The sequence below is a fragment of the Leptospira sp. WS58.C1 genome (genome assembly GCF_040833995.1).
In the GTDB taxonomy this organism is placed as follows: domain Bacteria; phylum Spirochaetota; class Leptospiria; order Leptospirales; family Leptospiraceae; genus Leptospira_B; species Leptospira_B cinconiae.
This window is the reverse complement of the sequence record NZ_CP162137.1, coordinates 86,311-111,317: the sequence shown is the minus strand read 5'-3', so window position 1 is coordinate 111,317 and position 25,007 is coordinate 86,311. Positions and strand designations below refer to the sequence as shown.

Annotated in this window: 27 protein-coding genes; 13 read left to right on the top strand and 14 right to left on the bottom strand. The window is 40.5% G+C overall.

Going from position 1 to position 25,007, the window contains the following annotated elements; genetic code table 11:
* Positions 1-147: 147 nt before the first annotated feature.
* Positions 148-1,308: a hypothetical protein gene (locus tag AB3N61_RS00555; RefSeq protein ID WP_020769578.1), complete on the top strand. Its 1,161-nt coding sequence runs from the start codon at positions 148-150 to the stop codon at positions 1,306-1,308.
* 138 nt (positions 1,309-1,446) lie between these two features.
* On the opposite strand, the gene AB3N61_RS00550 is transcribed toward AB3N61_RS00555, so the two are convergent.
* The 6 genes from AB3N61_RS00550 to AB3N61_RS00525 all read right to left on the bottom strand — a co-directional run bounded on the left by AB3N61_RS00550 (position 1,447) and on the right by AB3N61_RS00525 (position 6,858).
* Positions 1,447-2,217: an SHOCT domain-containing protein gene (locus tag AB3N61_RS00550; protein ID WP_412758381.1), complete on the bottom strand. Its 771-nt coding sequence runs from the start codon at positions 2,215-2,217 to the stop codon at positions 1,447-1,449.
* 64 nt (positions 2,218-2,281) lie between these two features.
* The gene (gene csrA, locus AB3N61_RS00545) at positions 2,282-2,542 is read right to left on the bottom strand and encodes a carbon storage regulator CsrA (RefSeq protein ID WP_020769544.1); all 261 of its coding nucleotides are present in this window, start codon (positions 2,540-2,542) and stop codon (positions 2,282-2,284) included.
* The gene (gene fliW / locus AB3N61_RS00540; protein ID WP_020769770.1) at positions 2,543-2,992 is read right to left on the bottom strand and encodes a flagellar assembly protein FliW; all 450 of its coding nucleotides are present in this window, start codon (positions 2,990-2,992) and stop codon (positions 2,543-2,545) included.
* A 97-nt stretch (positions 2,993-3,089) separates the two neighbouring features.
* On the bottom strand, positions 3,090-4,355 hold the full coding sequence (locus AB3N61_RS00535) for a flagellar hook-associated protein 3 (protein WP_020769503.1): 1,266 nt from the start codon (positions 4,353-4,355) through the stop codon (positions 3,090-3,092).
* A gap of 32 nt (positions 4,356-4,387) precedes the next feature.
* A complete protein-coding gene (gene flgK / locus AB3N61_RS00530) occupies positions 4,388-6,298 on the bottom strand; it encodes a flagellar hook-associated protein FlgK (protein ID WP_367898220.1) in 1,911 nt (636 codons plus the stop codon).
* A 23-nt stretch (positions 6,299-6,321) separates the two neighbouring features.
* Entirely contained in the window at positions 6,322-6,858 is a 537-nt protein-coding gene (locus tag AB3N61_RS00525) for a flagellar protein FlgN (protein WP_036089457.1), read from the bottom strand.
* A gap of 254 nt (positions 6,859-7,112) precedes the next feature.
* Between AB3N61_RS00525 and AB3N61_RS00520 the strand changes: the two genes are divergently transcribed.
* The 3 genes from AB3N61_RS00520 to AB3N61_RS00510 are packed head-to-tail and all read left to right on the top strand — an operon-like array spanning position 7,113 to position 8,759.
* A complete protein-coding gene (locus tag AB3N61_RS00520) occupies positions 7,113-7,829 on the top strand; it encodes a GH25 family lysozyme (RefSeq protein ID WP_020769801.1) in 717 nt (238 codons plus the stop codon).
* A 50-nt stretch (positions 7,830-7,879) separates the two neighbouring features.
* A complete protein-coding gene (locus AB3N61_RS00515; RefSeq protein WP_367898219.1) occupies positions 7,880-8,335 on the top strand; it encodes a hypothetical protein in 456 nt (151 codons plus the stop codon).
* Between the two features lie 10 nt (positions 8,336-8,345).
* Positions 8,346-8,759 (top strand): acyl-CoA thioesterase, encoded by a 414-nt coding sequence (locus AB3N61_RS00510; RefSeq protein WP_367898218.1) that lies wholly within the window; start codon positions 8,346-8,348, stop codon positions 8,757-8,759.
* An 8-nt stretch (positions 8,760-8,767) separates the two neighbouring features.
* Here AB3N61_RS00510 and AB3N61_RS00505 read toward each other — a convergent pair whose 3' ends face one another.
* Complete coding sequence (locus AB3N61_RS00505) at positions 8,768-9,346, bottom strand: hypothetical protein (protein WP_020769822.1); 579 nt, start codon at positions 9,344-9,346, stop codon at positions 8,768-8,770.
* Between the two features lie 115 nt (positions 9,347-9,461).
* Between AB3N61_RS00505 and AB3N61_RS00500 the strand changes: the two genes are divergently transcribed.
* Both AB3N61_RS00500 and AB3N61_RS00495 read left to right on the top strand, forming a co-directional pair.
* Entirely contained in the window at positions 9,462-10,376 is a 915-nt protein-coding gene (locus AB3N61_RS00500) for an alpha/beta fold hydrolase (RefSeq protein WP_367898217.1), read from the top strand.
* Positions 10,377-10,465: 89 nt separating this feature from the next.
* Entirely contained in the window at positions 10,466-11,563 is a 1,098-nt protein-coding gene (locus tag AB3N61_RS00495) for a M23 family metallopeptidase (RefSeq protein ID WP_367898216.1), read from the top strand.
* Positions 11,564-11,752: 189 nt separating this feature from the next.
* Here the strand turns inward: AB3N61_RS00495 and AB3N61_RS00490 are convergent, their stop codons facing one another.
* Positions 11,753-12,886 carry a citrate synthase/methylcitrate synthase gene (locus AB3N61_RS00490; protein WP_367898215.1) on the bottom strand — a complete coding sequence of 378 codons (1,134 nt, stop codon included), beginning with the start codon at positions 12,884-12,886 and terminating at the stop codon, positions 11,753-11,755.
* Positions 12,887-12,960: 74 nt separating this feature from the next.
* On the opposite strand from AB3N61_RS00490, the gene AB3N61_RS00485 reads away from it, so the two are divergent.
* Positions 12,961-14,208: a citrate synthase family protein gene (locus tag AB3N61_RS00485; protein ID WP_020769553.1), complete on the top strand. Its 1,248-nt coding sequence runs from the start codon at positions 12,961-12,963 to the stop codon at positions 14,206-14,208.
* 65 nt (positions 14,209-14,273) lie between these two features.
* Positions 14,274-14,843: a DUF1569 domain-containing protein gene (locus AB3N61_RS00480; RefSeq protein ID WP_020769459.1), complete on the top strand. Its 570-nt coding sequence runs from the start codon at positions 14,274-14,276 to the stop codon at positions 14,841-14,843.
* 5 nt (positions 14,844-14,848) lie between these two features.
* Here AB3N61_RS00480 and AB3N61_RS00475 read toward each other — a convergent pair whose 3' ends face one another.
* Positions 14,849-15,937, bottom strand: coding sequence for a hypothetical protein (locus tag AB3N61_RS00475; RefSeq protein ID WP_367899115.1), 1,089 nt, complete (start codon positions 15,935-15,937; stop codon positions 14,849-14,851).
* Here AB3N61_RS00475 and AB3N61_RS00470 point away from each other — a divergent pair.
* Positions 15,936-16,550: a hypothetical protein gene (locus tag AB3N61_RS00470; RefSeq protein ID WP_020769900.1), complete on the top strand. Its 615-nt coding sequence runs from the start codon at positions 15,936-15,938 to the stop codon at positions 16,548-16,550. The genes AB3N61_RS00475 and AB3N61_RS00470 overlap by 2 nt on opposite strands.
* On the opposite strand, the gene hpt is transcribed toward AB3N61_RS00470, so the two are convergent.
* Together hpt and AB3N61_RS00460 are read right to left on the bottom strand one after the other, a co-directional pair.
* Positions 16,535-17,080: a hypoxanthine phosphoribosyltransferase gene (gene hpt / locus AB3N61_RS00465; RefSeq protein ID WP_020769565.1), complete on the bottom strand. Its 546-nt coding sequence runs from the start codon at positions 17,078-17,080 to the stop codon at positions 16,535-16,537. The two genes, AB3N61_RS00470 and hpt, sit on opposite strands and share 16 nt — an antisense overlap.
* Positions 17,077-17,571 carry a SixA phosphatase family protein gene (locus tag AB3N61_RS00460; RefSeq protein WP_367898214.1) on the bottom strand — a complete coding sequence of 165 codons (495 nt, stop codon included), beginning with the start codon at positions 17,569-17,571 and terminating at the stop codon, positions 17,077-17,079. Before AB3N61_RS00460 ends, hpt begins: the two co-directional genes overlap by 4 nt.
* Positions 17,572-17,660: 89 nt before the next feature.
* Here AB3N61_RS00460 and AB3N61_RS00455 point away from each other — a divergent pair, with 89 nt between their 5' ends.
* Positions 17,661-18,323, top strand: a complete 663-nt coding sequence (locus AB3N61_RS00455) for a hypothetical protein (RefSeq protein WP_020769519.1) — start codon at positions 17,661-17,663, stop codon at positions 18,321-18,323.
* A gap of 2 nt (positions 18,324-18,325) precedes the next feature.
* Here AB3N61_RS00455 and AB3N61_RS00450 read toward each other — a convergent pair whose 3' ends face one another.
* Genes AB3N61_RS00450 through AB3N61_RS00440 form a run of 3 tightly spaced genes read right to left on the bottom strand, consistent with a single transcriptional unit; the run spans position 18,326 to position 21,430 of the window.
* The gene (locus tag AB3N61_RS00450; protein WP_020769728.1) at positions 18,326-19,423 is read right to left on the bottom strand and encodes a quinone-dependent dihydroorotate dehydrogenase; all 1,098 of its coding nucleotides are present in this window, start codon (positions 19,421-19,423) and stop codon (positions 18,326-18,328) included.
* Positions 19,424-19,448: 25 nt separating this feature from the next.
* Complete coding sequence (locus AB3N61_RS00445; protein WP_367898213.1) at positions 19,449-20,516, bottom strand: ABC transporter permease; 1,068 nt, start codon at positions 20,514-20,516, stop codon at positions 19,449-19,451.
* Positions 20,513-21,430, bottom strand: a complete 918-nt coding sequence (locus tag AB3N61_RS00440) for an ABC transporter ATP-binding protein (protein ID WP_412758417.1) — start codon at positions 21,428-21,430, stop codon at positions 20,513-20,515. The genes AB3N61_RS00445 and AB3N61_RS00440 overlap by 4 nt, the downstream gene beginning before the upstream one ends.
* A 135-nt stretch (positions 21,431-21,565) precedes the next feature.
* Here AB3N61_RS00440 and AB3N61_RS00435 point away from each other — a divergent pair, with 135 nt between their 5' ends.
* From AB3N61_RS00435 to AB3N61_RS00425, 3 genes are read left to right on the top strand one after another with little or no spacing between them, the layout of a single operon-like run.
* Entirely contained in the window at positions 21,566-23,095 is a 1,530-nt protein-coding gene (locus AB3N61_RS00435) for a hypothetical protein (protein ID WP_367898211.1), read from the top strand.
* The gene (locus AB3N61_RS00430; protein WP_367898210.1) at positions 23,092-24,558 is read left to right on the top strand and encodes a GMC oxidoreductase; all 1,467 of its coding nucleotides are present in this window, start codon (positions 23,092-23,094) and stop codon (positions 24,556-24,558) included. Before AB3N61_RS00435 ends, AB3N61_RS00430 begins: the two co-directional genes overlap by 4 nt.
* Positions 24,555-25,007, top strand: a complete 453-nt coding sequence (locus tag AB3N61_RS00425) for a hypothetical protein (protein ID WP_020769858.1) — start codon at positions 24,555-24,557, stop codon at positions 25,005-25,007. The genes AB3N61_RS00430 and AB3N61_RS00425 overlap by 4 nt, the downstream gene beginning before the upstream one ends.

The following is a 25,007-nucleotide window of genomic DNA, read 5'->3' as shown; positions in this document are numbered from 1 at the left end:
GTAAATAGTTAACATATATCCAATTCTCTTCACTATTCTCACTACGTGAGCGGCCCTTTCGGGGGCCGCTCCGGTCTTTTGTTTTTTGTCTTGCTCTCTTCCTCATTAATTGGTGTTTTGGGAAAAAAATTATTACTCTGGCACCTCATGACAAAAAAGATTCTAGCTTTACTAGCAGCCTATCTAGTCTGCTTTTCCTTGTTCGGACAAACAGGAAATCCGAACAATCAAAGGCAGCCTAAAAATCAACCTACTAACAACAGTCAACAGCCACCACCACAGGACCAAACTCCGATCGGAGGCACAGGTTCTTCTTATTCTCCCTCAAGTAGTGGAAGTGCATTCGGAAATGGTTTATTACATATTTTAGAATTAGATGGAGTAGCTGGAAGCTTGAACCAAGGCGGACCTCAATCTATTAATGGAATCTTAAATAGTGTCAGGATCGCCGGAAGTGCTTTGGGGGGAACACCGGAATTCTTCAAAGAAGATAGCAAAACGACTCCAAGCGGTGGATTTCCAAAGATCAGATATTCCCATCAGTTATCTGATAATACTTTCATCGGTATCGTTGCTTCTTTAGGGGAAAAATCCGTGACCGAGACTACAACAACGAGTACCTCTAATAGATATACTACAGATAAAATTACCACTACCACCAACGAGTGGAAAGTAAAGTACGGTTGGGGACCTCTCAACTTAAACACTTCGAATAACGTAAGTTACGAATTTTCCATCGGTTATGGACAAGGTAAAACTAGTGGAGACTATTCCAATTTTGGACTTAAGCTCCCAGGCTTTAGCTCCGGAAGTTCGGACGGAATGTCCGGATATGCGATCGGATTCGGAGATCTTAGATACAATATTACCACACTTTCCTTAGATTACGGTGTCGCAGTTCCTATGTGGAGTTGGATGAACTGGTATTTCCGAGGTGATACAAGCTTCTTCTGGGGAACTTTGTCCTTGAGCTCCGCTCAGTTAGGTATAGATACTGGATCGACTGCTGGTGCGTATAACGGTCTAGACTTCAACGCATTCAAGTCCAAGGACGGGTTCTTTGCTGGAGCTTCCGGATTTACTATGACTTTTGAAACAGGATTTGTACTGAAACCTTTTGAAACATTCGGTATCAGATTCGGCGGATTCTACCAGCTTACCTATTTCAGCGTAGGAGAAGTGAAAGGACCTTCCATTTCCGGTGGACAGGTTGTGGAAGCAGGTACTGTTCCTAACTTAAGTTCGACTACAGATAACGAACAATTCGGAAACTACGGAGGGACCGTAGGGTTAGTTAAGAATCTATAGTCCGCAATGCCGGCTTCAAGAGCGAAGCGACTATAGTCCACAACGCCGGCTTCAGGAGCCTGGACCTTTTGGGACAGGCTCTTATAATATTCTCAACGATAAAACCCGGAAGCTGGAAAGTTTCCTGGTCTTATTATATCAAAGCTCTTTTAAAATTTCAGCCTTCTTTTTTTCGTATTCCTGTTTAGAGATCAATCCCTTATCCAAAAGTTCCTGTAAAGTCCTGAGCCGGTCTTCAATCGTTTTAGGGATTTTCTTTGTAGGAGTTCCGACATTCTTCTTGGAAGGATTCCCAGTCCAAAAACCGTTTTTTACAAGGATACGGTTCCTTGCCTCCTCTCCTTCGCTTTCAAAACTGAAATAATCCAAACCTTCCGGACGGATCTCAGGGAGATAAATGGAATTACGTGAAGAAGGCTCCGGCTTTACAATCGGAATCAAGGTCCAGTCCCGAAAAGAATAAGTGGTTTGAAAATCAAGCACCTGTCCTATTTCAGAAAACTCTAATATAATTCCTTCCGGACTATTCCTAATATAAAAAACCGTTCTTCTGATCCTGAGTCCAGGGCGGATCGGATCCTCCCTCTTAATAATGACTTGGTACGCTTGCGGAAGCCCGTCGGGAATCTCCGCTTCCGCTTGGTATAATAATTCCCCCAAGCGGGAAGATTCTTCTTCCGTAAATAATCGGATCGGTTCCGAATTCAGGACTCCAGTATCCGCAACACCCGTGAATTTAAAAAGTTTTTCCCACCTGGAAAGGAATTCCGTCTTATCCAATTGGTCAGGTCCTGCACCGGTCAAAACTCCAGTGGCAATCGGCAACCAAGTCTCCGCTTGTAAGAAGGGTGGAGTATCCGAGCTTTTTTTAAGATAATATAATACGATTGAATCCGAAGAGGAAGCCATTCCCTTTCTTTGGGAAGACAAACAGGAAATCGTAAATAGAAGGGTTAGAAAGAAACTTAGAAGTTTAAGATTTTTCTTTTTTGCCCGAATCGGTTTTTTTAAGCATGCTGCCAATTTTTCCCAATTCCTCCGGCTTAATTTTCGCACCGGCGGCTTTTTTATTCTCAGCCTGGATTTCACGGTATACTTCCGCTCTGTGAACGGAAACTTCTTTAGGAGCCTTGACCCCGATCTTTACCTGATCCCCTTTGATATCTACGATAACGATTTCTATATCGTCACCTATGATAATGGATTCATTTGTACGCCTAGCTAGTACGAGCACTTAGGACATCTCCACAGTGGCGCTTTCCAAAATTCTTTCACGAACGGAATGAACCTCGTTGCGTGATACGAATTGGCGACCGGTCAAATCCTTCTTATTGATCAAAATTGGACCTTGCAGGTTTGCTGTCATAGATGCAGGATCGTCGTTCGGAATCGTCACAATGACTAAGGTCAAAGCTTCCGAAACATCCTGCAACCCGATTTGGGAAAGTTCTTCCTGGCTCAAAATGGGTTTATATTCTTTTTTGAATAAAGAAGGAGGAATTACTACAAAAGCAAGATCCACCTCGTCGATGGACTGCAACCATTTGAATACCGATTCTTCGTCTTCTTCGATCAGGGCAAAACTTTTATATCCCCCGAAACCTAGAAGTCCCTCCGGAAATTTGATAAGTTGTCGCTCCGAAACTTTTATTTTTCCGAAAGGTTTGCTTTGGATCTCAATCATCGACCGACCTGTTTTTCAGAGCATCGCTCTAAGTTTATACTTTTTTCAAATCACTACAAGAAGAATTCCCCGACTTAAATTTCGGGAAATCTCATTCTTATCTTAGAAAGTCCATCAAAGTGGGTTTGATCACCTTGGAACCAACGTTAAGTGCGTATTGATGGATCGTCTCCAGCCACTTCAAATTCATGATAGTTTCCGGGAAATCGATTCCTTCGTTTTTGGCGAGTAACTCCGTCATATAGGATTTATCGAAGGAAACCCGTTGAGAATGCTCCTCCATACGATTCATCCTTGCACCTACTATGGACCTATAACGAAGAATATTTTCTAAAGCAAGATCCAAGTCTTGGATATCACGGCCTGAAATTCTTTCTTGGTCTTTCTGGATGAGATCGTTCCTGAATTGGATGAGCACATCGAATACGGAAAGTCCGGTAACGGTTGCCGACTTGCTGTAATTATTTGGGGGTTCCGAATTACCTGCGTCGATCAGACCGATATCTCTAAGAACCGTTCCTCCGTCCACATCCTCCAACCAGATCTGGTGGGGTGCAGTGGAACTAAGACTGATATTGTCCTGCGCGAGTTTATTCGCCTTAGCTTCGATCGGAGAGTTATTGATCTTGTCTATGATATCATCGATGGTATCACCGGCAGAAACTTGGATCTCCACTCCGTCGATCTTGAACTTTTGATCGGATACTGCAACGAAACCTGAGTTATCCACGCGACTGGTAACGCTCATGTTAGTTCCCCAAAACACTTTGTTTCCGGGAATTGTAACAGGAATATATTCGCCCTTTTCGATCTCTCTAATCTGCTCTCCGATATCTCCACGATATTCCACTCCGATGTATTGGTTCTTTAATTCCAATCCTTGGAGTCCTTTGATCTTGGATTCGATCGGCTCAAAAGGAGGTCTTTCGATCACATGTCCTCCAAAAAGAGGTCTTCCTGTGGCATCTCTTGTGTTCGCAATATCGACTAACGCTCTTAACAATTCATCGATCTCTTTACCGACAGCGACTTCTAATTCGAAACCTTTATCACCTTGGTAAATACCGTTGGAAGCTTGGACCGCTAGAACTCTTGCTCTTTGGAATAAATTTCCAATTCTATCCAATTCACCGTCGATCTGTTGTAATCTTCCGAAACCGTCGTCAATATTCGCCTGGAACGTATCCAACTCGTTCATCCTAGACCGGAAGAACATTTGGTTGGTCGCTCTTCCCGGATCATCGGAAGGAGTTCTAATCCTTTGTCCTGTACCCAATTGGTTTTGGGTTTCGTCCAAGGACAACTGGTGACGGTTCAAAGTCCTCACCAAAGTGTTATTTTGCATCATGTTAGTGATCCGCATCATGGCTTCGCCTCCTTGCTATTCCGGCGGAATTACGCGCCCAAACGATTGATGATCGTATCTAGAATTTCATTCATAGTGTTGATCATCTTCGCAGACGCATTATACGAGTGCTGGAACTGGACCATATTGGCCATTTCCTCGTCCAAACTTACACCCATTACCGATTGTCTCATATTTTCAAGCTCGGTCATGAGGTCCGATTGGATCCCGAATTCTTGTTTTGATTCTCTTGCTTCTGTCGCAAGTTTTGAGATCAGACTATTATAAAAATCATCCGTAGTTTTGGAATAATCCACCATCACAGGATTGTTTCTGAGGGAAGAAGCTACTAAAAGAGCGTTCCTTCCGTCCTTATGACCTCCGGGAGAATTATAATCGCCTGTTCCACCTACATCCTTTCCTCTTGCCGCGGCGATATTTGCTACGTTATTCGCAATATGCTCGTTCACTTTAAAGTGAGAAGAAGGATGAAAATGAGGAGATAAAGTGATGTCTTCCGGCTTAGATTGAAGTTTGGTGATCTCACCCAGACGTTTGTAATCGTAAGCACCAGAAGGTCCGGAAGCCATCAGCATTCCGGTCAGACCGACCAATAATTCCCCGGAATCTTCGATATGTCTAAGAATGAAATTTTTCTTAGGAGTATCTTCCGCGACAGTCGCTTTGAACGCCAATTGGTTGTCGTGATTCATATAAGCCACAACCCCAACTTTAGAAGCGTTGATACGTTTGATAATTCCGTTCAATGTATCGTTTGCAGAATAAGGAATTAAAACCTGAGTTTCTTTTTCATCCGGTTTTAAGAAGGTCATAGTTCCGCTGATCCCGATCGGACGATCCGGATCCAGAGTGTTCTTACCGGTAACTCTAAAGATAGCGGTAATATCATTCTGACCGTCGCCGTCCGAATCGTATTCACCGAAAGTGTTCAAAGCTAATGAACGAATATCAAAGAAGTTCTGATTCGTATTTCCGTTCAGACCGAAACCGTCTTTATGGATCTCGTTAATCACATCCATCACGTTGATCGCAAGAGCATCCACTTGGTCGATCTTCTCGCCCAAAATTTTATCTCTAACTTCGATCAAACCTTGCAGTCTTCCTTTGCGGAGAAGGACCGGATCACCCGTTACTTTCCAATATAGATCTAATAGACCGTCTTTAGAAGGATTTCCTAATATATCTACACGGTTGAGCTTACCGCCTTGGACAAGGATCTGCTGGCCGATAAATACCATCAGCTCATCTTCGTCGCTTCTTCCGATCGTGATGTCTGTCAAACCGGAAAGCTCTTGTAAAAGAGCGTCTCTTTTGTCGTAAAGATCGTTCGGTCTATCGCCCAATGCTTCCGACTTAGCGATCCTTTCGTTTAAAGTACGGATATTCTCACCGATCGTATTCAAATGAAGCGCATGAGCTTCAATCTCGCGGTTTGCTTGGTCTCTCAGTTGAGAAAGTTTACGATACACATCTTCCATTCTGCTTCCGAGACCTTGGGCTTTTTCCAAAACCACGGAACGATGTGCATTATCTTCCGGATAATTCGCAAGTTCTTCCCAAGAAGACCAGAATTTATCCATTAAGGTCCTAAGAGTAGTACCGTTAGGCTCGTTAAAAATATTTTCAGCTTGGTAGAGATATTCGTTCTTTGCGGCCCAATAATCTTTCACTCCTGATGTTTCAATAATTCTATCATCAATAAAATTATCTCTTACACGTTCAATGGAAGCGATCTCTACACCTTGGCCTATCTGACCGGGTACGTGAGCACGATTCAAAGAAGGTTCGTACAGAGGATCCGTAGCTTGCAAAACAACTCTTTGGCGGGAATAATGTTTATTATCCGCGTTTGAAATATTATGGCCGGTTGTTTGTAATGCTTGCTGATGAGCCGCAAGGCCTCTTTTACCTATTTCTAATCCGGAGAATGTGGATCCCATACTTCTTCCCTCCTATCCAATCCTTAGGCGGACGCGTTTACTAACACAGAGGAACGTTTCTTCTTGTTCCTGACTGTGCTCGGATTTTCGTCCTCGTAAACTGCGACTTCTCCGCTGTTTGCGTTCGTTCGCATCGCGTCGATTGTGGCCTTCAAAAATTCCTGTCTGGTTCGGATCAATTTGTCATTGGCTTTGATCTTATCTTTCAGCCTATGCACCGTATCTTTTAATCTGGTCCCGAGTTGTTTCAATTTGTGCTCGGATTCACGGTCTATCTTATTTAAAAAATCAGTAAGAGTAAGTTCACCTTCTTTAGGAATTCCTAAATTACCTGAAGTATAAACGTCGTGGATAGCCGACATACGAACTCTTTCCAATTCGCTTGCATGGACGATCAATTCGTAGGTCTTTTTAGAGATCGTTTCCAAAGCTCTTCCGTCCGCTTTCGTGATCGATTCCGTTTTTTCTTTCTCTAACCCCAGGATTTCGGAGTACAGTCGGATTTCTTCCTCGAAAAGAGAAGACACCCGATCCAACCATTCCTCTTTATTTAATATCATTGTCCGGTCCCTGTTCTTTGTTTCGGCGGAATCCGGAATTTTATGAGGGGTTTTTTTGGAAATTCCGAGACGCAAAAGTGGAGAAGTGAAATCAGTAGGAATTATTTAAAGTAAGCTAGGTAATTTGCCGAGTCTGATAACCTGAAGAAAGAGACATAATTTTTTAAAACGAACATCGTGTTGGATATCCTAGATTTTAGAAAAGGATTGTCTCAAAGCTGCATTCTTAAGGATTTCTTAGCCAGAAAACTGAAATGAAAATCTTTCGAATAATTCTCCCGATTATACTTCTGTCCTTACTGTGTTCTCTCGGTTTGTATTTTGCACTCGATAAGGGAATTCTATGGTTTGTATATCCTTCCGAAACACAGTACCCGATTCGCGGAATTGATGTATCTAATCACCAAGGAAAAATCGATTGGAAGAAGATCCCTGAAAATAAAATCCGATTCGTTTATATCAAAGCAACGGAGGGCGGTGATTGGAAGGATAAGTCATTCTCCAGAAATTGGGAAGAGGCAAGTTCGATAGGACTCCGAGTAGGGGCTTACCATTTTTTCACTTTGTGCCGCTCCGGAAAGGAGCAGGCAGAGAATTTTATTTCTTACGTACCAAAAGATCCGAAATCATTACCTCCTGTAGCGGACCTAGAGTTTGTTGGAAATTGTAAAGAAAGGCCACCAATGCAGGATGTAAAAAAGGAAATCTCCGACTTTCTAAACATTTTAGAAAATCATTATAAAAAGAAACCCATATTATATCTTACGTACGAATTTATAGATCTATATCTGAAGGACGACTTTCTTGAATATCCCGTTTGGATCCGAGATATATTCGGGCATCCTCCTTCTTCTTTTAAAAGGAATTGGATTATATGGCAGTATCATAGCAGAGCAAAAATTAAAGGAGTAGAAGGTCCGGTAGATCTAAATGTCCTAAAAGGTGACGATCTTTTTCTGAAAAAATTGTAGATATTCTTCCGAGTTGGGCATAACTTCTATCTACCCTTCAGGAGGACGGTATGAAAGGATATTTATATAAATCTGCGATCGTCCTCACAACCCTCTTCCTTTCATATTGTTCTATTCCTCAAGAATACTACGAAGAGAAAGAAAAAGGCAATCCATCTAAAATATTTCATAAAGATGCTCATATTCTATTATTCTCCGCAGTAAATGAATTAGCTCAAAGATGCGAGACTTTTACCCAATCCGGTTTTAATTATCAAGTAAGCTATTTAAGTATGATGACCGATTCATGTACGGAACCCCATTGGGAAAGAGGATGTACCGAATATCAATATTTAAACGAGACGGATGTTTATCTTTGTATTATAAGGGTATCTCAGGATCAATGCGATGTAACTAGCGATAACCCTCCAGTAGAATCGGAGGCTGCTAAAGACTATCGATTTACTACATTCTCGATTTGTGGACATGCTCTCCGCTCTAAAACAGTCTTTCCTTTGTTTCTTTGAAGAATCCGATATGTCGAATAAAATTTATACCATAAACAAGATGATCCGGATGCAACATTGCGACCCAGGAGGAGTTGTATTCACACCTCAATACTTTAATTTGTTCGTGGAAGCGATAGAAGACTGGTTTAGAGAAGGGATCGAATACGGATTTTCGCAAATGGTAAGCCGGGATCATCAAGGTATTCCGGCTATGAAGATCGTAGCGAAATTTTATAAACCGTCAAAGTTGGGAGATATCTTAGAATTTCGAGTAAAAGTAAAACGCCTTAGGCGCCAGAATATTTTGATCCATGTGGAAGCACTTTGTGAGGAAGAAAGAAGATGTTCAGCAGATTTTTTACATGGATTCGCTTCTCTTAATAATTTAAGTCTAACCGATTGGCCGAACGATGTACATCGAAAATTAGCGGAATATCTATAAAGATACATTTAGTATATTTTTTTTAAAAAGGATTCTCCCCTAGGAGATAATTTATATCCCGTTCCTAAACTTTCGGTTAAACCTTGATTTTTCAGTTTTCTTACTAAAAGTTTAAGCTCCTCTTTTTCGATTCCAATTTTGGAGGATAGATCTCCGGCTTTCATGGAAGGATATTTGCGGATTAATTTTAAGAGAGGAATTGTCCAAACACCATGTTTGGATCTTTTATCCCAAGAATCCAAAAGAGCCCTAAGTATTTCGTAATTTTGATCCGAATCGAAAGTTTCCTGCCTTAATTTAATTCTGGGATCAGGCCCAACTAGTCTAAATTCAATTTTATATAATTCCCCGGGAATTTTAGAATATAGATCCTTTTGCAAATCTTCCAAAGATTCGTAACCGGCGTTTTTGATTTCAATGTTCTTTATCTTAGAAATTGAATATCTTTCCACCTTTATAATTTCCAAAATCCCGGCAGGGGTTCGAAGAGTCCCACCTTCCTTTACGCTTGGTCTTCTCCAATTTCTAAAAGCGATAGTGATTTCTCCTCTTTCAATACCGTCTAAAAATCGATTCTTGAATAACATTCTGAAAATATAAAACTTTCAGATATTCTCTCAAGTAAAAAATAAACGATCGTTTATGTTCGTAAAAAGTATTCTTAGTTGAAAGAAAGACGAATACATTATAGATTCATCTACCATGTCTATCGAATTACAAGAAAAGGACTCTACCTTTCCGTTTCCTTCCGATTTTCCGGAAGTACGGTCCAGATATTTGAATACAAACGGACAAAAATTTTTCTTATTAGAGTCAGGACCTAAAAACGGGAAACCATTATTGTTATTACACGGGTTTCCGGAATTTTCTTACGCGTGGAAAAACCAAATCGGCTATTTTGCAAAGCGTGGATATTTAGTGATCGCTCCGGATCAAAGAGGATATGCAAGAAGTTCAAAACCTAAATCCATTTCGGACTATGGATTGGATATTCTATCGGAAGACATCGTTTCGATTTTAGATGCGTATGGAATTTCTAAAACGGATATTATCGCTCATGACTGGGGAGGAGCGGTAGCATATTGGACTCTTTCGAAATTTCCGGAACGATTTAGAAAAGCTTGTATTCTTAATGTCCCTCATCCTACGATCATGAAAAGAAAAATACTTTCTGATAAATCCCAAAGAAAGAAGAGTATGTACATTCTCTTTTTCCGGATCCCTTGGTTGCCTGAATTCTTACTTTCCAGATTGAATTTTAGAAAATTAGAAAGGTCCCTAACAAAAACGTCCATGAAAGGTGCGTTTTCCCCCGAAGAAATCTCACTTTATAAGCAAGCATGGGCAATCCCTGGATGTGTGAAGTCTATGCTGCATTGGTATCGGGCAGCGGTAAAAAATCCTCCTAAATTGATCCGAACCAGAAAGATCAAAGTCCCGACCTGGATTTTCTGGGGAGAAAAAGACAGATTTTTAGCGAAGGAAATGGCGGAAGAAACCTTGGAATTATTTTCAAATGCTTCGGTTCGTTTCTTTTCTAAAGGTACTCACTGGATCCATCATGAGATCCCTGAAATTTTAAATCCGGAACTTGTTTCGTTTTTATCGGAAGAATAGATTCTTCCTATTTTTGGAAAAATATTTCTGTATCAATATACGTCTTATCCGATTATAAGAATGTCCCGTTGGTCGGACTGTTTTTTCCAATGTGTAGTTTTTCAAAAAATATCCTCATATTTGTGTCCTTAGTCCTTTTTTCTAGTTCGCTAAATTTTACAAAAGAGCAAAAGAAAAAGGAAGAACCTAAAAAGGCTTCCGTATTTCCCAAACTGAATCAGGTGGTCTTGAATTCTAAATCGGAAAAGAAGAAAGAAGAAGGGAAACCAAAGCAGGTAGTCTCCGAAAAGAAAACACGAAAAAGAATAAAAGGTGAGATCGTAGAGAAGCAGGAAGAACTGTTTTCTTTTTCTATTGCAGGAAGAAAGTTCGCGCAAGGAGAACTTCTATTCTTAAAAATAAAACCTTTACCTAAAATTTTAGATAAACTCGGAAATTTTACGATCAACTGGGAGGGACAAGAGATCCCATTTTCGCAAAAAGAAGGTTATATCCTCACCTTTCTTCCTATTTCTCCCGAATTTTCAAAATCTTATGGAGTTTTGGAATTAACAGAGAAACGTCTTTTTACTAAAAACGATTCCAAAAAGTATGAGATTCCGGTCCAAAAGACTTACTTTGCGACTTCTAAAGTTTCCCATCTTACCATGGACAAACAGTATACTAGCGACGAACTTTCGGAAGAAACAAAAGCTTTCATCAAAGAATGTTCCGATGCGAAGGCAAAGGCATTCCAATCTAAGTCCGATCTTCAAGTAGAATCCGATTTCGAATATCCTGTTCATAACCCGATCTTAAATAGCCCTTTTTACAAACGTAGGATCTACAACAAAGAGAAAGGCCGTCCTCATGGAGGTTCCGATTTCAAAGGTGGTATAGGAGATCCGATCTATGCGATCAATGACGGTACAGTGATCTTAGCAAGACCTATGTATTATGAAGGAAACTTCACGGTAATTGATCACGGTTTGGAATTGTATTCCTTATACATGCACCAATCGGAAATTTTAGTAAAAACTGGAGATAAAGTGAAGAAGGGAGATTTGATCGGAAGGATCGGATCGACAGGTATGTCCACCGGACCTCATTTACATTTGGGGCTTAGAGTTTTGGGAACGATGATCGATCCTCTTTCCGTTGTTCAAACGGATTTAATTGAGGGTAGAAATAAAATCTCCAGAAAATGATCTGTTTATACGGGAAAGAAATAATCTCCCGATAATGACAGCTATATCAAAGGCCCTATACAAAACGATTTCTTAGAGTGAGTTCTGCTTGAGAGCAAAGCCACCCGGAAATTTGCACAGAACTTGCAAGCGGAAGGCAAAGCAAATTACTCACTCCAAGACTATTTTAAAGTTTTTTTGAGACAGGCTCTAATTCCAAAGTTTTCCATCTTCTCCCGTATAGATCGCATCCGGTCTTAATATTCTTTCCTGCATTTGTTCGAAACAATGAGCTGTCCAACCTGCCGCTCTTCCCATTGCAAATACGGGAGTAAAGATCTCGGTCGGGAATCCTAAACCATGAAGAAGTAACGCAGTATAAAATTCCACATTGGTTTGGAGCACTCGGTCCGGCTTGTATTCTTTCAACAAGTCCAATGCTGTTTTTTCCACGTACATCGCAAGATCATAAAACTCTCTTTTTTCATCCGTATCATATAGGATTTTCGCCGCCTTTGCGAGAACATCCGCACGAGGATCTCTGACCTTATAGATCCGATGCCCGAATCCCATTAGTCTTTCGTTATGCTTTAATTTTTCTCTCAGCACCCTCTCCGCATTTTCCTTCGCTCCTATCTCAAATACGGTATCTAACGCGGGCCCCGGAGCTCCTCCATGCAAAGGCCCTTTTAGTGCACCCAATCCTCCTGTTACCGCCGAGATCATATCGGACTGGGTGGAGATAATCACTCTCGCTGCGAATGTGGAAGCATTCAATCCATGGTCGCAAACCGTATTCAGATACGTATTCAAAGCCCGAACGTTTCTTGGATCGGGATCATTCCCATTCAGCATGTAGAGAAAATTTGCCGCAATGTCCAAGTCTTGTCTAGGAAGAACGGGAGCTTGGCCTTTCAGTAAACGGAAAGCCCACGCGACGATCAAAGGAAATGTGGAAAGAACTGCCATCGCATCCTTTCTGGGATCTTCTTTTTGAGAACCTAAAGAAAGAGCCGCGGATCCGATCCGTAAAATATCGATTAACGGAAGATTCGCATATACGGCTTCCTCTATAATGGTTCGTATCACTTTCGAAAATCTTCTGGAAGATCTGAGTTCCTCCGAGAACAAACTGGTTTCGGTTGGCATTGGCCTTCTATCGTTCCAAAGTGTAAAAATAGTTTCTTCAAAGACTGCCTTTCCGGCGAATTCTTCCACAGCATAACCTGCTATGATCAACCTTCCTCCTTTCCCATCGACTTGGGAAAGTTTGGTCCTTGCTGCAGGTATTCCTTCTAAACCCGGGCTGTAATTTTTCTCTTTTTCCTGTTCAGAGACTAACATTCTATTTCTCCTTTTTTCCATTCGAGTTTAGCGGGTTGACAAACATTAGTCAATGTTGATTATATTGTCAATATATGGCTTTTTCTACTAAAAAACCGTTCTTAAGCGCGGATGAAGCCGCCTCTGCCTTAGGAGTAGAGGTACAAACCATATATTCATACGTTAGTCGCGGCTTACTGCATTCCGAGTCGGGAGGCCATAAGGATAGAAGTAAACGTTATAGAAGAGAAGATATAGAACAATTATTGCTCAGAAGAGAAGAAAGAAGCCAGCCTGGAAAGACCGCCAAAACGGCTTTGTCCTTAGGACAACCGGTATTAGAATCTTCTATCACATTACTCGGAGAAAACTCCCTCTTCTACAGGGGTAAAAACGTTTTAGATCTTTCGGAGAACGAAGGTTTTGAGGATGTAGCTTGTTTACTTTGGGAAGCGGAAGAAATAAATCCATTCGAATCCGATTGGCCGATATTATCCGAAGAATGTATTAAAATCCTAAAATTATTAGAGGGTCGGCCTATCTTAGATATTTCTAGGATCTTACTTCCTTTTTTAGAATATGAAGATGCAAAGGCATTCCGTAAAGATACGAAAACTTTCAAAAAAACTTCTTCTTCTATCTTAAGATATCTAACTCTATTTTCTTCCGGCAAAACTGGATCGGAAGGAAAAATTTCAGAAACACTTTTAAGTAGTTGGAATCCTTCTAGAAAAAAAGAAGATCCGAATTATTTAGCTAAACTAAAACTTTTAGAAGCGGCTTTGATCCTTTCCGCCGACCATGAGTTGAATGTTTCTTCTTTTACCGCAAGATGTGTAGCTTCTAGTGAAGCTTCTCTTTACCAAGTAGTACTCGCGGGACTCGCCGCTTTATCCGGACCCAAACATGGGTTGCTCACAGAGAAAGCGATTCTTCTTCTTGCCCAAGTAACGGGAAATAAAAAGAAAGATAAACAACTCATAGAAGAAAAATTAAGAAATGGAGAAAATATCCCGGGCTTTGGCCACCCTCTATATAAAAAAGGAGATCCTAGAGGTAGAAAGTTAATCGAAATGATATCTAGATCTTTTCCAAACGATCCGGATGCACAATTATATCTACAATTCATAATACAGATAGAAGAACTCTTGGAAGATTATCCTACGATCGATGCAGGACTCGCACTGGTATCCAAAATGCTCAAATTACCCAAAGGTGCCGGCATCGGAATTTTCGCGATCGGTCGAACCGCGGGTTGGTTAGCTCATGCTATGGAACAATATGAATCCGGAAATTTGATCCGCCCCAGAGCGAAGTATATCGGAAACCCTCCCCAAGAATAATCAAATCCTTGACTCACCAAATCCTTCGCATTAGTTAATAGAAAGATAGGAGTAGGGGTACTTTAATGTCGGATGTTAATTTTTCCAGGAAAAAATTTATTCAGAAAGCCGCGGCTATCGGAATTCTAACAAGTTCCGGAACTTTATTGGATTCTTGCGCGAGTGTTCATTATGGAATAAAGGAGAGAGGGATCCAATTTTCAAAATTCTCCGAAGTGGAAATCGAACTCGCAAAATTACTTCAAGCAAAAACAGTCCTTCCCTATGGAGATTGGGATCCGAGCCAAGTGTTGTTGCACTGTGCTCAAAGTATTTACTACTCGATAAAAGGGTATCCGGAAAATAAATCCGAACTATTTCAAAACACTCTTGGTAAAATCGCTTTTTGGAATTTTTCTAGAAAGGGAAAGATGTCCCATGACCTAAATGCACCGATCCCCGGTGCGGATGTTTTACAAGCGGGTATTCCGCTTTCAGAAAGTATTTTGGAACTAAAAAAGGCGATCTCAACATTCTCCAATTATAATGGGGAACTTGCTCCGCACTTTGCGTACGGCAAACTCACAAAACAAGAATATGAACTCGCTCATTCAATGCATATAGCGAATCATTTAGATTACGTAACGATCGGTTAGGAATTCTATTCTTCTATCTTTACGCTAGTCAGGATCTTTTCCACGGATTCTTCGTGCCTTCTTCCTTTGATCAAACTTTCGTCTATAATAAAGACCAGACTATAAGGTTGTTTATGTTTTGCTAAAAAGAACATTCCGGTTTTTGCATATCTCGGCCTGAGAACATCGTAGAATGTCCAAAAGGTCCCAAAAAATCTATCTTCAAAAATTTCTCTTTCTAATTCGTTCAATTCTTGGATATCTCCCCTTTGTAATTGAAGATCCAAAAATTTTTTGAATTGCGAAAGTAGTTCTGATTCGTCGTCAAATCGGAATGGAATAAAAAAGATCCTTATTACAGGATAACGATTCGGATCAGAGTCACTGGAAGATATGATACCAGCAATCTGTCCTATACCGGTCTTATCTTCCAAATTCAAATTCTGAGGATTATGAAAGTAAAACTCGTCCGGTAAAAGAATACTGAGCTTTAGATCTTCATTATGTAAGGTCCGATTTTCCTCGTTGTAATTCCAACGACTCAGATCCTTTTGTTCGAAATCTGGTTTGAACATGGAGTAGGCCACGAAAATCTCAGCCTTCTGCAAACTTTTAAAACTGACTAGACCGGCGGCTAAAACCACCATTCCTAATAATCCAATTTTATAATATGTTTTGTTCTCAATAAATCTAGTACTTAAAACTCCGACGGCATAAACCAAAAAGAAAAGAATACCGGATCTATTCTCGAAAAATCCCGTAAGTAAACATGCCAATATTGAAAAAGCGAAAAACGAAGCTTCCGCCCATGGAACCAATTTGATCGTGGGTCTTTCAATTCCTACTTCCGCAAAAATTGCGGGTAAAACGATCTTAGTTTCTAGTTTTCGGAATGCGAATACGATAGCCCAAAAAAGGATACCGGATACGAGGTAGCCGATCAAAGCCAGACCGATCATCCATAACAATGGGAGATGTGCTTCGTGATAAAATAGAAAGTATAACGCGAAAACGGAATATATCAGGAAGAGCTTTTTGGTTAAGGAAAGTTCTTGCAGCTTTCGAGACAGGGCTGTTCTCTTTTCCCATCCTGGAATTCTAGGGAGCGAATTAATGAACCAGATCACCCAGTTTTTCTCCAATCTAAAGGCGGACTTTGACAGGTTAAACCAATCCGTGGACGACCTGGTGAGAACCTATAAGGCCATCGTTCATTTTCTGGATTTGATTTCAAATCTCTTTCCTGTCGATTTGGTCTTGGTTTTAATACTTTCCCTGCCTATATTATACGTTATCAATACTTTATCTCCATCTACGCCAAGAGTGAACTATACGATCTCTGTGGTTTTTATCTCAGGACTTAGATCTTTCTTAAGTCACACGATTTCCGAGTCTTGGGAAATTTTTGCTGTCATAAAGACTGCACTCACACTTCTTCTTCCCGCTTACTTTTTCGTAGTGTTTAAATTCGGATTTTCTTTATTCCGCAAGTATAAGGTAAAGAAAAAGGCTCTCTCTCCCGGACATTTAGAATCGTCCTTTATCAGTTTGCAAAAGGCCTATCATGATCTGAGTGCAGAAATCTATTCCGAACTTGGCAGGAATGAAGGGAAAGGTTTTTTGGACGGGGAGAAGTTTTTACCGAAGATCCAAGATCTCGAAACTTCCATCATTGGATTAAAAACTCTGATCAAAAAGCAGGAGAATGTTTCTCATTCTTCGGAATAAATGAATACTCCCGGTAGATTCCTGAATTTGCCGTCGTAATCCAGCCCATAGCCGATCACGAATTCTTTTCCTATATTCCAGCCTATATATTTGATCGGATATCCGACTGCCTCTCCCCCTTCTTTAAATAACAAAGAAGCGATTTCCAGTGACTTCGGTTTTTTGGATAGAATATGAGAGATCAAAAATTTCAGTGTACGGCCCGTATCCACGATATCTTCTACAATTAGAATATCTCTGCCTGAGATCTCCGAATCCAAGTCTTTAATTAATTCTACGTTTCCGGAAGATTCCATTCCAACATAAGATTTTGCCTGTATAAAATCCAATTCTATCGGGATGGGAACCGCTTTGGTCAGATCGGAGAAGAAGTAAATCCCGCCTCTTAGAACGCATACAAAAACGGGATTTTTGCCTTGGTAATCGTTTGCGATTTGCAAACCCAATTCTTTTACTCTAGAAGAGATCATCTCTTCATTAAACAATGTCTGAAACGGTATATTATTAAAATTTGAAGTATTATTCTTCATGGGATCCAAAACCTTTTGAGTCTGCAACTTTGTCTTCCCAGATCCGCCCAATCTTTCTGATCCGTCACTAAACTTATAAAAGAAGAAGTGGGAAATTTTTCGAAAAGAGAGTCGGGATTATTTCCTAATAATAAATAATTCGCAAGATCTTCCATTCCCGGATTATGGCCTATCAAAACTACATTGTTAATTTTAGAAGGTAGACCTCTTAAAATCCTAAGTAAGTCGGAATACTCCGCCTCATATATTTCACTTATAATTTTTGTATCCTTCGTAATATTCTGAAAACTCTGTATTATCTTCCAAGTTTCAGAAGTTCGGACGGATGGCGAAACAAGGGCGACATCCGCAACAAAGGAAACCTTCTTCACATATTTTCCTAAAAATCGCGCGTTTTTACGACCTCTCTTAGACAAAGAACGTTCCTTATCCTTTAAATGAGTATCGCTCCAATCGGATTTAGAATGTCTAATGAGATGAATCTCTTTCAAAAATCCTCTCCTCCGCGATAAAGCTTCAAATCTGGAATTTCATTGACAAGGATCTTTCCCGACGATAAAACTCATGAGCTATGTCAAAGATGTATATTATCGGGGTGGTCCTATTAATATCCTTTGCCACAAACCTTTCTTCACAAATTGCTGGAACTCCTGATGAGGAAAAGGCTAAAAAAGAATTACAAAATCAATGGTCTAAAAAATTCCCAGGAGACAGAATACTCTCCGTTCAAGCGGTAGGAAAGCCTAAGCTGATAGAGAAAGAATCTCCGGAAGAGAACGCACCTGCAGATCTCAGATATAAATTTTCCTTCTTCGTTACTAGTCGGAAAAAAGAAGGCCAGACGACCAAAACTCCGGTTGGAGTGATCTATCAATTCATAAGAGAAAAAGGTTGGGTCTTCTCCGACATCGGAATGGCAAGATCTGTAGTTGTTACGGAACCCGGAAAGGAACCGCCTACAAAAGACGAACTTTACCAAATTGTAGAAGATGCGATCTTAGAAGAGAAAGGAAGATCCAAATCGGTAGATTCAATTCGTTTAACGGAACCGGAATTCGGACAGAATCTGACTCCCAATAAAGAACAATTTTGGTTCAGATACGAGGGAGACTTCGAAATTTCCGAAAACGGTTCTAAAACGGTTTGTTCCGACATAGTAATTCGATTGGTGAAGGAGCAAAACTCCGCCGTTTGGAAAGCGGAATGGGACGAAAAAGGAAAATGTAAAATCCCAGAAGAATAAGATCAAATCTTATTCTTACCTACCAATTCGCCGATCGACCTCGCTCCGACTTTTTTCAGAATTCCATCTAGATATTCTAATATTCTAACAGGCAAAAATGGTCCGTTGTAAACGTAGCCTGTATATAATTGGACTAGGTCAGCTCCCGCTAAAATTTTTTCTAAGGCTGCTTCTCCCGAGTCGATCCCGCCGACTCCTATGATAGGAAGACTTCCCTGTAAGATAGAGTAGGCATAGCGAACAAACTCTGTGGACCTTTGGCGAAGCGGTTTTCCGGAAACTCCGCCTTCTTTTTCTACGTTCGGGTATCTGGATAAGACCGATTTGTCTATTGTTGTGTTGGTGAGAATGACACCTGATAATTTAGAGTCGGGTAAGAGTTCCAGCAGGCCCTTCAATTCTTCTTTTTCCATATCGGGAGCAAATTTTACAAAAGTAGGGATCGGAAATTTTCCGCCTAAACCGCTTCGGATGCCTTCCATCAACTTGGTAAAGTTTTCCTTCTTTTGGAAATTCCTAAGACCGGGAGTATTGGGAGAAGAGATATTGATCACCGCATAGTCTGCATGGGCGGTGAGTTTTTTTAGAGAATATACGTAATCATCTACCGCGTCTTCTTCCGAGACAATTTTTGTTTTGCCTACGTTAATCCCTCTTACACAGTTCTTTTTCTGCTTTCGGATGGTTTCTTCGGCAGCATCCGCTCCGGGATTATTAAATCCCATTCGATTGATCAAAGCCTCGTCTTCGGCATATCGGAAAATCCTAGGCTTTGGATTTCCAGGTTGTGCTTGGCCTGTGATCGTTCCGATCTCAATCGAACCGAAACCTAATCTAGAAAGAAACGGATATAATTCTCCAGTCTTATCAAAGCCCGCGCCTAGTCCGACTGGATTTGCAAATTCGATCCCTGCGACCTTTGTTTTCAAACGATCGCTGGAGTAGGTCATTAGCGATTCCAAAACAGGAAACACAAACGGAAGCTTTTTAGAAAGCCCAAGTAGATTTTGGGCAAGATAGTGAGCGGATTCAGGATGAATGCTTAAGAAGAAAGGTTTTGCGGTTTTCTCATAAACCCATTGTTTCCATTCAGAATTCATCCGTTCTCCTTGTAGATTGAAGTGTTTAAGACCAGCGAAATATACGAAGCCCAACACCCAAGAAGAAAAATCCGATCACGACCATAAACGCGCAGGGATAAACGATTTCCGTTAGTCCTGCCCCTTCTATAAATATGGCTCTCAAAGTATCCGCCATCAAGGTCAAAGGTAAATGTTTTACGAACGGAAGTACGATATCCGGGAAGTTTTTATAACTGAAGAAGATCCCGGAAAGGACCATCATCGGAAAGGTGAAAGCGTTCACAAGCCCATTCCCTACCTGAGAGCTTTGTGCTCTGGAACCGACAAAGATACCGATACATGCAAATACGAAATTTCCGGTCAGAAAGATCAAAAGTGCAGCCGGTATTGATCCGAAAAAGGCATTTTCAAAAACGGTAAATGTAAACGTTAAGAAGATGATCGATTCTACGGTCGTAACAAAGATCCGAGTGAAGAAGAAAGACATTACAAACGCCAACTTATTCATTGGGGTTGCGGACATTCTCCTTAAAAGTTTTTTCATCCTCATCTCGATGAGATTCCAGCCCACTCCCCAAAGACAAGAATTCATGACCCCCATAGCGAGCATTCCAGGTACGAGATAATCTATATATCTTGTTCCTTTCGAATCCAGTTTTCGGATATTAGAGTTACCTTGTTCTGTTCCTTGCATACTCAAAAGAGCATTGGAAAGAAGGAGATAATCTCTCTGCGCATTTGCATTATTCGGATCGAAGGAAAATTCTAAATTTCCTTTTTCATCTTCTTGCACGAGAAGATTGATCTCTCCTCTTTTTAGGGCTTTGATCGCTTCTTCTTCCGCAAGCACCTGAGGAACGATCACACCTAATCCGTTGGAATTCCCACCGGAAGAGTTAGAAAATGCTTTTTCGATTTTTGTTGATAACCCGTTTGCATCATGCGAAGAGGAAATGACGGCAACTCTCGTTTGAGGCACCCCTTTAGAAGTGAATGCAAGTCCTAACACGCCTGCGATCGCTATCGGGAATATGAATGCCCAGAATAGGATCCCAGGTTCCCGATAAAATTCTTTTAATTGAATCGTGACTAAATGATAGATTTGTTTCATTCTTCCAATCCTCTTCCTGTCATCGAAAGGAATAAGTCGTCCAAGGTCTTTTTATGACACTCTAGTTCTTTTAAAACGATCCCGGACTTTGAAAAGGAATCCAACATGGCAGGAAGATAATCCGTAATTCTCTCCACGTAGATCCTGCCTTCTTTCGAATCGGAATTCCAACTGAATTTGAATTTTCCTTTTTCAGGAAGATATCCACTCGGATCCGTTCCATTCTCCAAAGAAAAACGGACAATTTCTCCTCCGCCTAATTTTCCTAAAAGGTGAGTTAAAGATCCTTGGTCCAAGATCCGGCCCTTATCCATTACGATGATCCTGTCACAAAGTACTTCCGCTTCTTCCATATAATGTGTAGTGAGGATCATCGTAGTTCCGTAAGCTCGTAGATCCTCTAGGATTTTCCAGATATCTCTTCTAGCCCCGGGATCCAAACCTGTAGTTGGCTCGTCCAAAAAAAGAATTTCGGGCTTGTTCATGATAGAAACGCCTAAAGCTAATCTTTGCCTTTGGCCTCCTGATAAACTGTTTACGAAGGATTCATTTTTTTCGGAAAGTCTAGTCAGTTCTAAAATTTCATACAGTCTAGATTCAGGAGCCTTGTAGAAACTTCCGAATAATTTCAGAGTTTCCCAAACTGTGGCCCGATCCATAAATCTTGTTTCTTGCAGAGCGAGACCTATATTACTTCTTAAAAAAGTTTCGCTCTCTTTCCAACTTGTGCCTAAAATTTGGATCTTTCCGGAATCCGGAAATTGGATCCCTTCCAACATTTCGATCAGAGTCGTTTTTCCGGCTCCATTCGGTCCAAGCAAACCTACGAACTCTCCCTTTTTAATTTCTAGAGAAAGATCGCTAACGGCGGTTACATCTTTGAATTTTTTAGTTACATTCTTTACGGTGATAATAGAGGAATCTAATGACACAAATATTCGACCTTGGGCTTAAAATGTTGGATAGCTCCGCTTGTTCAAGAAATTTCGAAGGTAAAAAATCCTAAGAAAAGCGATTGAATCCGATCCTATTACGTTTATTTTTTTCTCATGAGTAGGGTTTTACGTTTCAAAAATATCGAATATCCGAAAGTAAAAATAGACTTCGGTCTTTTACTCTTCTCCTTTTTCTCCGTAGCCTTTGTTGTTTGGATATTTTTTCGTCTTTTTCCTTTTACGATCGTTGATGACGCATATATTCATTATAGAGTGGCCGAAAATTTCGCAAAAACCGGACTCCCGTATTACAATTTAAACGATCCAGTAAATTCAACATCTTCCCCGAACTGGACGATCTGTCTTAGCCTTCTTTCTAAAACCGGAATTCCCATAACGTATGCCGCTTTTCTTTTAGGTTGTATTGGGCTTTTCAGTACCATATATATTTTCGGGATACTTTTAAAACGACAGAATATAAATGCCTCTCTAAGATATGCCGGTCTTTTGCTGACTTTCGTTTGGATTTATGATACGGTACTTATGGGAATGGAATCCGCCGCCGCATTGTCTTGTTTAATGTTTGGAATTTATCTCCAAGAAAGAAAAAGTAAATTTTCTCTTTTAATACTCTGCTTAAGCGTATTTTTCAGATACGAACTTGCCGTTTTTCTAATATTCTTTTTCCTATTCCCTTCTCCAAAAATACCCGATCTAAAGGAGATATTGATCGCGGGCCTTCCTATTTCGGCTTTGAGCCTATGGATGTATTTTCATTTCGGAACGATTCTTCCCAGAGCTGGAATGGTCAAACTTTCCGTTTATTCCATCTCTTACGACCATCCTGTTTTGGCAATTTTTGGAGATTATTCGGTAGCAGTCGCTTACCTAGCCTTATTCTTTTTAGTCGGTTTCATTTTATACAGGATAGGTTTTAAAACCGCTCCAAGATTCGTTCTTTCTGCTTGGGCCTTCGGGCTGGCTTTACCTTTGATCTATATACTGGGTCGTGTATTCGTATTCAGATGGTATACTCCTCTTTTCTTGGCACCGTTTTCTTTCTCGGTAATTTGGGCTTTTCACAAAATAAAGGAGGTCGATAATAAAGGGTTTGTTTATGCCTTGTTTTCACTTTCCATCTTAGGTGTCTTATATCAGCCGTTGCCAAAGATCTCGAAGGACATATATGCCGGCCTTTTCGGACTTTCCGAATACCGAAAACTGACATACAATTCCAGAATAGTACGTTACTTGGAGATCGGAAAATATTTAAACCAAAAGAAGCCCAACGGAACCTTGCTTGCTCCTGAAATCGGCGCCTTGGGACATTCCTTTGAAGGAGAAATAATAGATGCGGTAGGTTTAGGCTCGTCCGTATCCGTTTCCTACCATCCTTTAAAAATCCCGGAAGAGCGTTCCGATGGAACGATCGGAGCCATCCCTCCTAAATTGGTCTTGGATACGGTTCCAGATTTTGTAGTCAGTCTCCCGGTTTTCGCAGAGGCATTACTTCAATCTGAATTTACCGAAATTTACAATTGCTCTCAAGAAACCCCTTTCGCGGAAGAAACGAAGGAGATTCTCGAAGGAGAAAAGATATGGGGATACGATTGGATCCTCGTTTGTGAGAAAAAGGCAGGATGAAGAAGGAACATTACGATATTTTAATTATAGGAAGCGGCATATCTTCCTCTTTTTTTCTGACTAGAATTCTCCAAAAAAAAGAGATCATCGGAAAAAAGATATTAGTCCTGGAAAAAGGATACGAAGAATCCCATTCGGAAAGGAAAGCAAGACGATTCCGAAAACATAACGGAGTAGTTGCAACAAAACTCGATCCGTCAAAAACATTCTTACAAACCGACGATACTAATAAAAAATGGACATATTCTCCTTCTTTCGGGGGAAGCAGCAATTGTTGGTATGGAAACACATTACGTTTTTTACCAAACGATTTCCGTACAAAATCGATTTACGGATACGGAATAGATTGGCCTCTAACCTATGAGGAATTAGAAAACTATTATTCCATTGCTGAGAATATTTTCCAAGTCTCGGGTCCTTCCAAAACTCCTTTTCCTAAAACTTCTTCCTATCCTTTACCACCGCATAAACTTTCCGGATTCGATAAACTTTTGCAGAAAAAATTCGGCTCTCTTTACATTGCAACACCTTGTGCAAGACCTTCCATTTCCATTGAGCAAAGACCTAAATGTTGTAATTCGGGTGTCTGCCACGTTTGTCCTATAGATTCTAAATTCACAGTGACAAACAGTTTATCGGGAGCTTACGAGGATCCACGTGTCATATTGAAAACCGAGGCTAAAGCTGAATATTTACGGATCGAAAACGGTATTGCGAAATCCGTTCTGATCACCTATCAAGAAAAAGAATATGAGATTTCCGCCGATTTATTCGTACTAGGAGCAAACGCTATCTTCAATCCATTTCTACTAATTAGATCCGGGGACAATTCTCCGGAATTGGGAAAAGGGATCAATGAACAGGTTTCGATAAATTGTTCGATGGAATTGGATCAAATAACAGGCTTCGACGGAAGTACCGTAATTTCGGGATTAGGTTATATGTTTTATGATACTCCGGAACGAAAAAAAACCTCTGCCTGTCTCGTGGAAAATCATACTGCACCTATTCTTGGCGGCAATAAGTGGAAAAATGGATTCAATCGGGCGAATGTAAAATTTATCTTTGAAGATCTCAGACAATCCCAAAACAGGATAGAATTGGATTCGAATGGAAAATTACCTATCGTGGTTTATAAAGGCCATCATCCGAGAACGCAAGCTGCCTTAAAAAACACGGAAAAATATGCGTCAGAAATCGCAAAGGCAGTTTCGGCATCTTCATTTACCTTGGCTGATTCCATCAATTCGACCGAGTCCCATATTCAAGGGACCGTTCCTATGGGAAATTCAAACGGGAATAGCGTAGTCGATCGAGATCTCGTCCATCATAAAATCCGCAATCTATGCGTTTTGGGCTCTTCTTCTTTTCCTACTTCCCCTCCTGCAAATCCAAGTTTAACAATCGCAGCTCTTTCCCTTAGAACAGCAGACAGATTATTCGATTCCGGATCCCGATCTTGAAAGTCATCAATCATATACTAAAAAACAGATACTCAAGATCCGGTTTTTTGATTGGATTACTTTCCGCGACCGCGTTCCTGTTCTTTCGTTTCATCCAAAACAATTGGAAAAGAAAAATTACCGATCATATCAAAACAATACTTTTGGAAAAGACGGAAAGTTTCGTGGACTTGCAAGGATTGATCGAACGATACACTGAGGATTTTTACGAGAATATTGTTGTTCGAAATTTGTACGATATTCCTACATCATTTTTTTATAATGCGTATTTAGGTGAAGTCCGTTTAGACCTATTGGAATTCTACGAAGATAAACTTTTGATCAGTTTCCTTCTTTCAACCGACTTTTATAATTCGAAAAATTCGCAAAAAAAGATCGAATATCTTTATTTTTACGATCCCTATGCTTCTCCCTGCTACCGTCCGAATTTAAGTTCAGATCCCGAATGA

Coding starts and splice junctions, on each gene's coding strand:
- AB3N61_RS00435 (WP_367898211.1), top strand. CDS start 21,566: ATGAGTAGGGTTTTACGTTTCAAAAATATCGAATATCCGAAAGTAAAA.
- AB3N61_RS00550 (WP_412758381.1), bottom strand. CDS start 2,217: ATGGCTTCCTCTTCGGATTCAATCGTATTATATTATCTTAAAAAAAGC.
- AB3N61_RS00490 (WP_367898215.1), bottom strand. CDS start 12,886: ATGTTAGTCTCTGAACAGGAAAAAGAGAAAAATTACAGCCCGGGTTTA.
- AB3N61_RS00555 (WP_020769578.1), top strand. CDS start 148: ATGACAAAAAAGATTCTAGCTTTACTAGCAGCCTATCTAGTCTGCTTT.
- AB3N61_RS00495 (WP_367898216.1), top strand. CDS start 10,466: ATGTGTAGTTTTTCAAAAAATATCCTCATATTTGTGTCCTTAGTCCTT.
- flgK (WP_367898220.1), bottom strand. CDS start 6,298: ATGGGATCCACATTCTCCGGATTAGAAATAGGTAAAAGAGGCCTTGCG.
- fliW (WP_020769770.1), bottom strand. CDS start 2,992: ATGATTGAGATCCAAAGCAAACCTTTCGGAAAAATAAAAGTTTCGGAG.
- AB3N61_RS00455 (WP_020769519.1), top strand. CDS start 17,661: ATGTATATTATCGGGGTGGTCCTATTAATATCCTTTGCCACAAACCTT.
- AB3N61_RS00515 (WP_367898219.1), top strand. CDS start 7,880: ATGAAAGGATATTTATATAAATCTGCGATCGTCCTCACAACCCTCTTC.
- AB3N61_RS00480 (WP_020769459.1), top strand. CDS start 14,274: ATGTCGGATGTTAATTTTTCCAGGAAAAAATTTATTCAGAAAGCCGCG.
- AB3N61_RS00470 (WP_020769900.1), top strand. CDS start 15,936: ATGAACCAGATCACCCAGTTTTTCTCCAATCTAAAGGCGGACTTTGAC.
- AB3N61_RS00430 (WP_367898210.1), top strand. CDS start 23,092: ATGAAGAAGGAACATTACGATATTTTAATTATAGGAAGCGGCATATCT.
- AB3N61_RS00520 (WP_020769801.1), top strand. CDS start 7,113: ATGAAAATCTTTCGAATAATTCTCCCGATTATACTTCTGTCCTTACTG.
- AB3N61_RS00500 (WP_367898217.1), top strand. CDS start 9,462: ATGTCTATCGAATTACAAGAAAAGGACTCTACCTTTCCGTTTCCTTCC.
- AB3N61_RS00510 (WP_367898218.1), top strand. CDS start 8,346: ATGTCGAATAAAATTTATACCATAAACAAGATGATCCGGATGCAACAT.
- AB3N61_RS00505 (WP_020769822.1), bottom strand. CDS start 9,346: ATGTTATTCAAGAATCGATTTTTAGACGGTATTGAAAGAGGAGAAATC.
- AB3N61_RS00535 (WP_020769503.1), bottom strand. CDS start 4,355: ATGCGGATCACTAACATGATGCAAAATAACACTTTGGTGAGGACTTTG.
- hpt (WP_020769565.1), bottom strand. CDS start 17,080: ATGAAGAATAATACTTCAAATTTTAATAATATACCGTTTCAGACATTG.
- AB3N61_RS00485 (WP_020769553.1), top strand. CDS start 12,961: ATGGCTTTTTCTACTAAAAAACCGTTCTTAAGCGCGGATGAAGCCGCC.
- AB3N61_RS00525 (WP_036089457.1), bottom strand. CDS start 6,858: ATGATATTAAATAAAGAGGAATGGTTGGATCGGGTGTCTTCTCTTTTC.
- AB3N61_RS00450 (WP_020769728.1), bottom strand. CDS start 19,423: ATGAATTCTGAATGGAAACAATGGGTTTATGAGAAAACCGCAAAACCT.
- AB3N61_RS00445 (WP_367898213.1), bottom strand. CDS start 20,516: ATGAAACAAATCTATCATTTAGTCACGATTCAATTAAAAGAATTTTAT.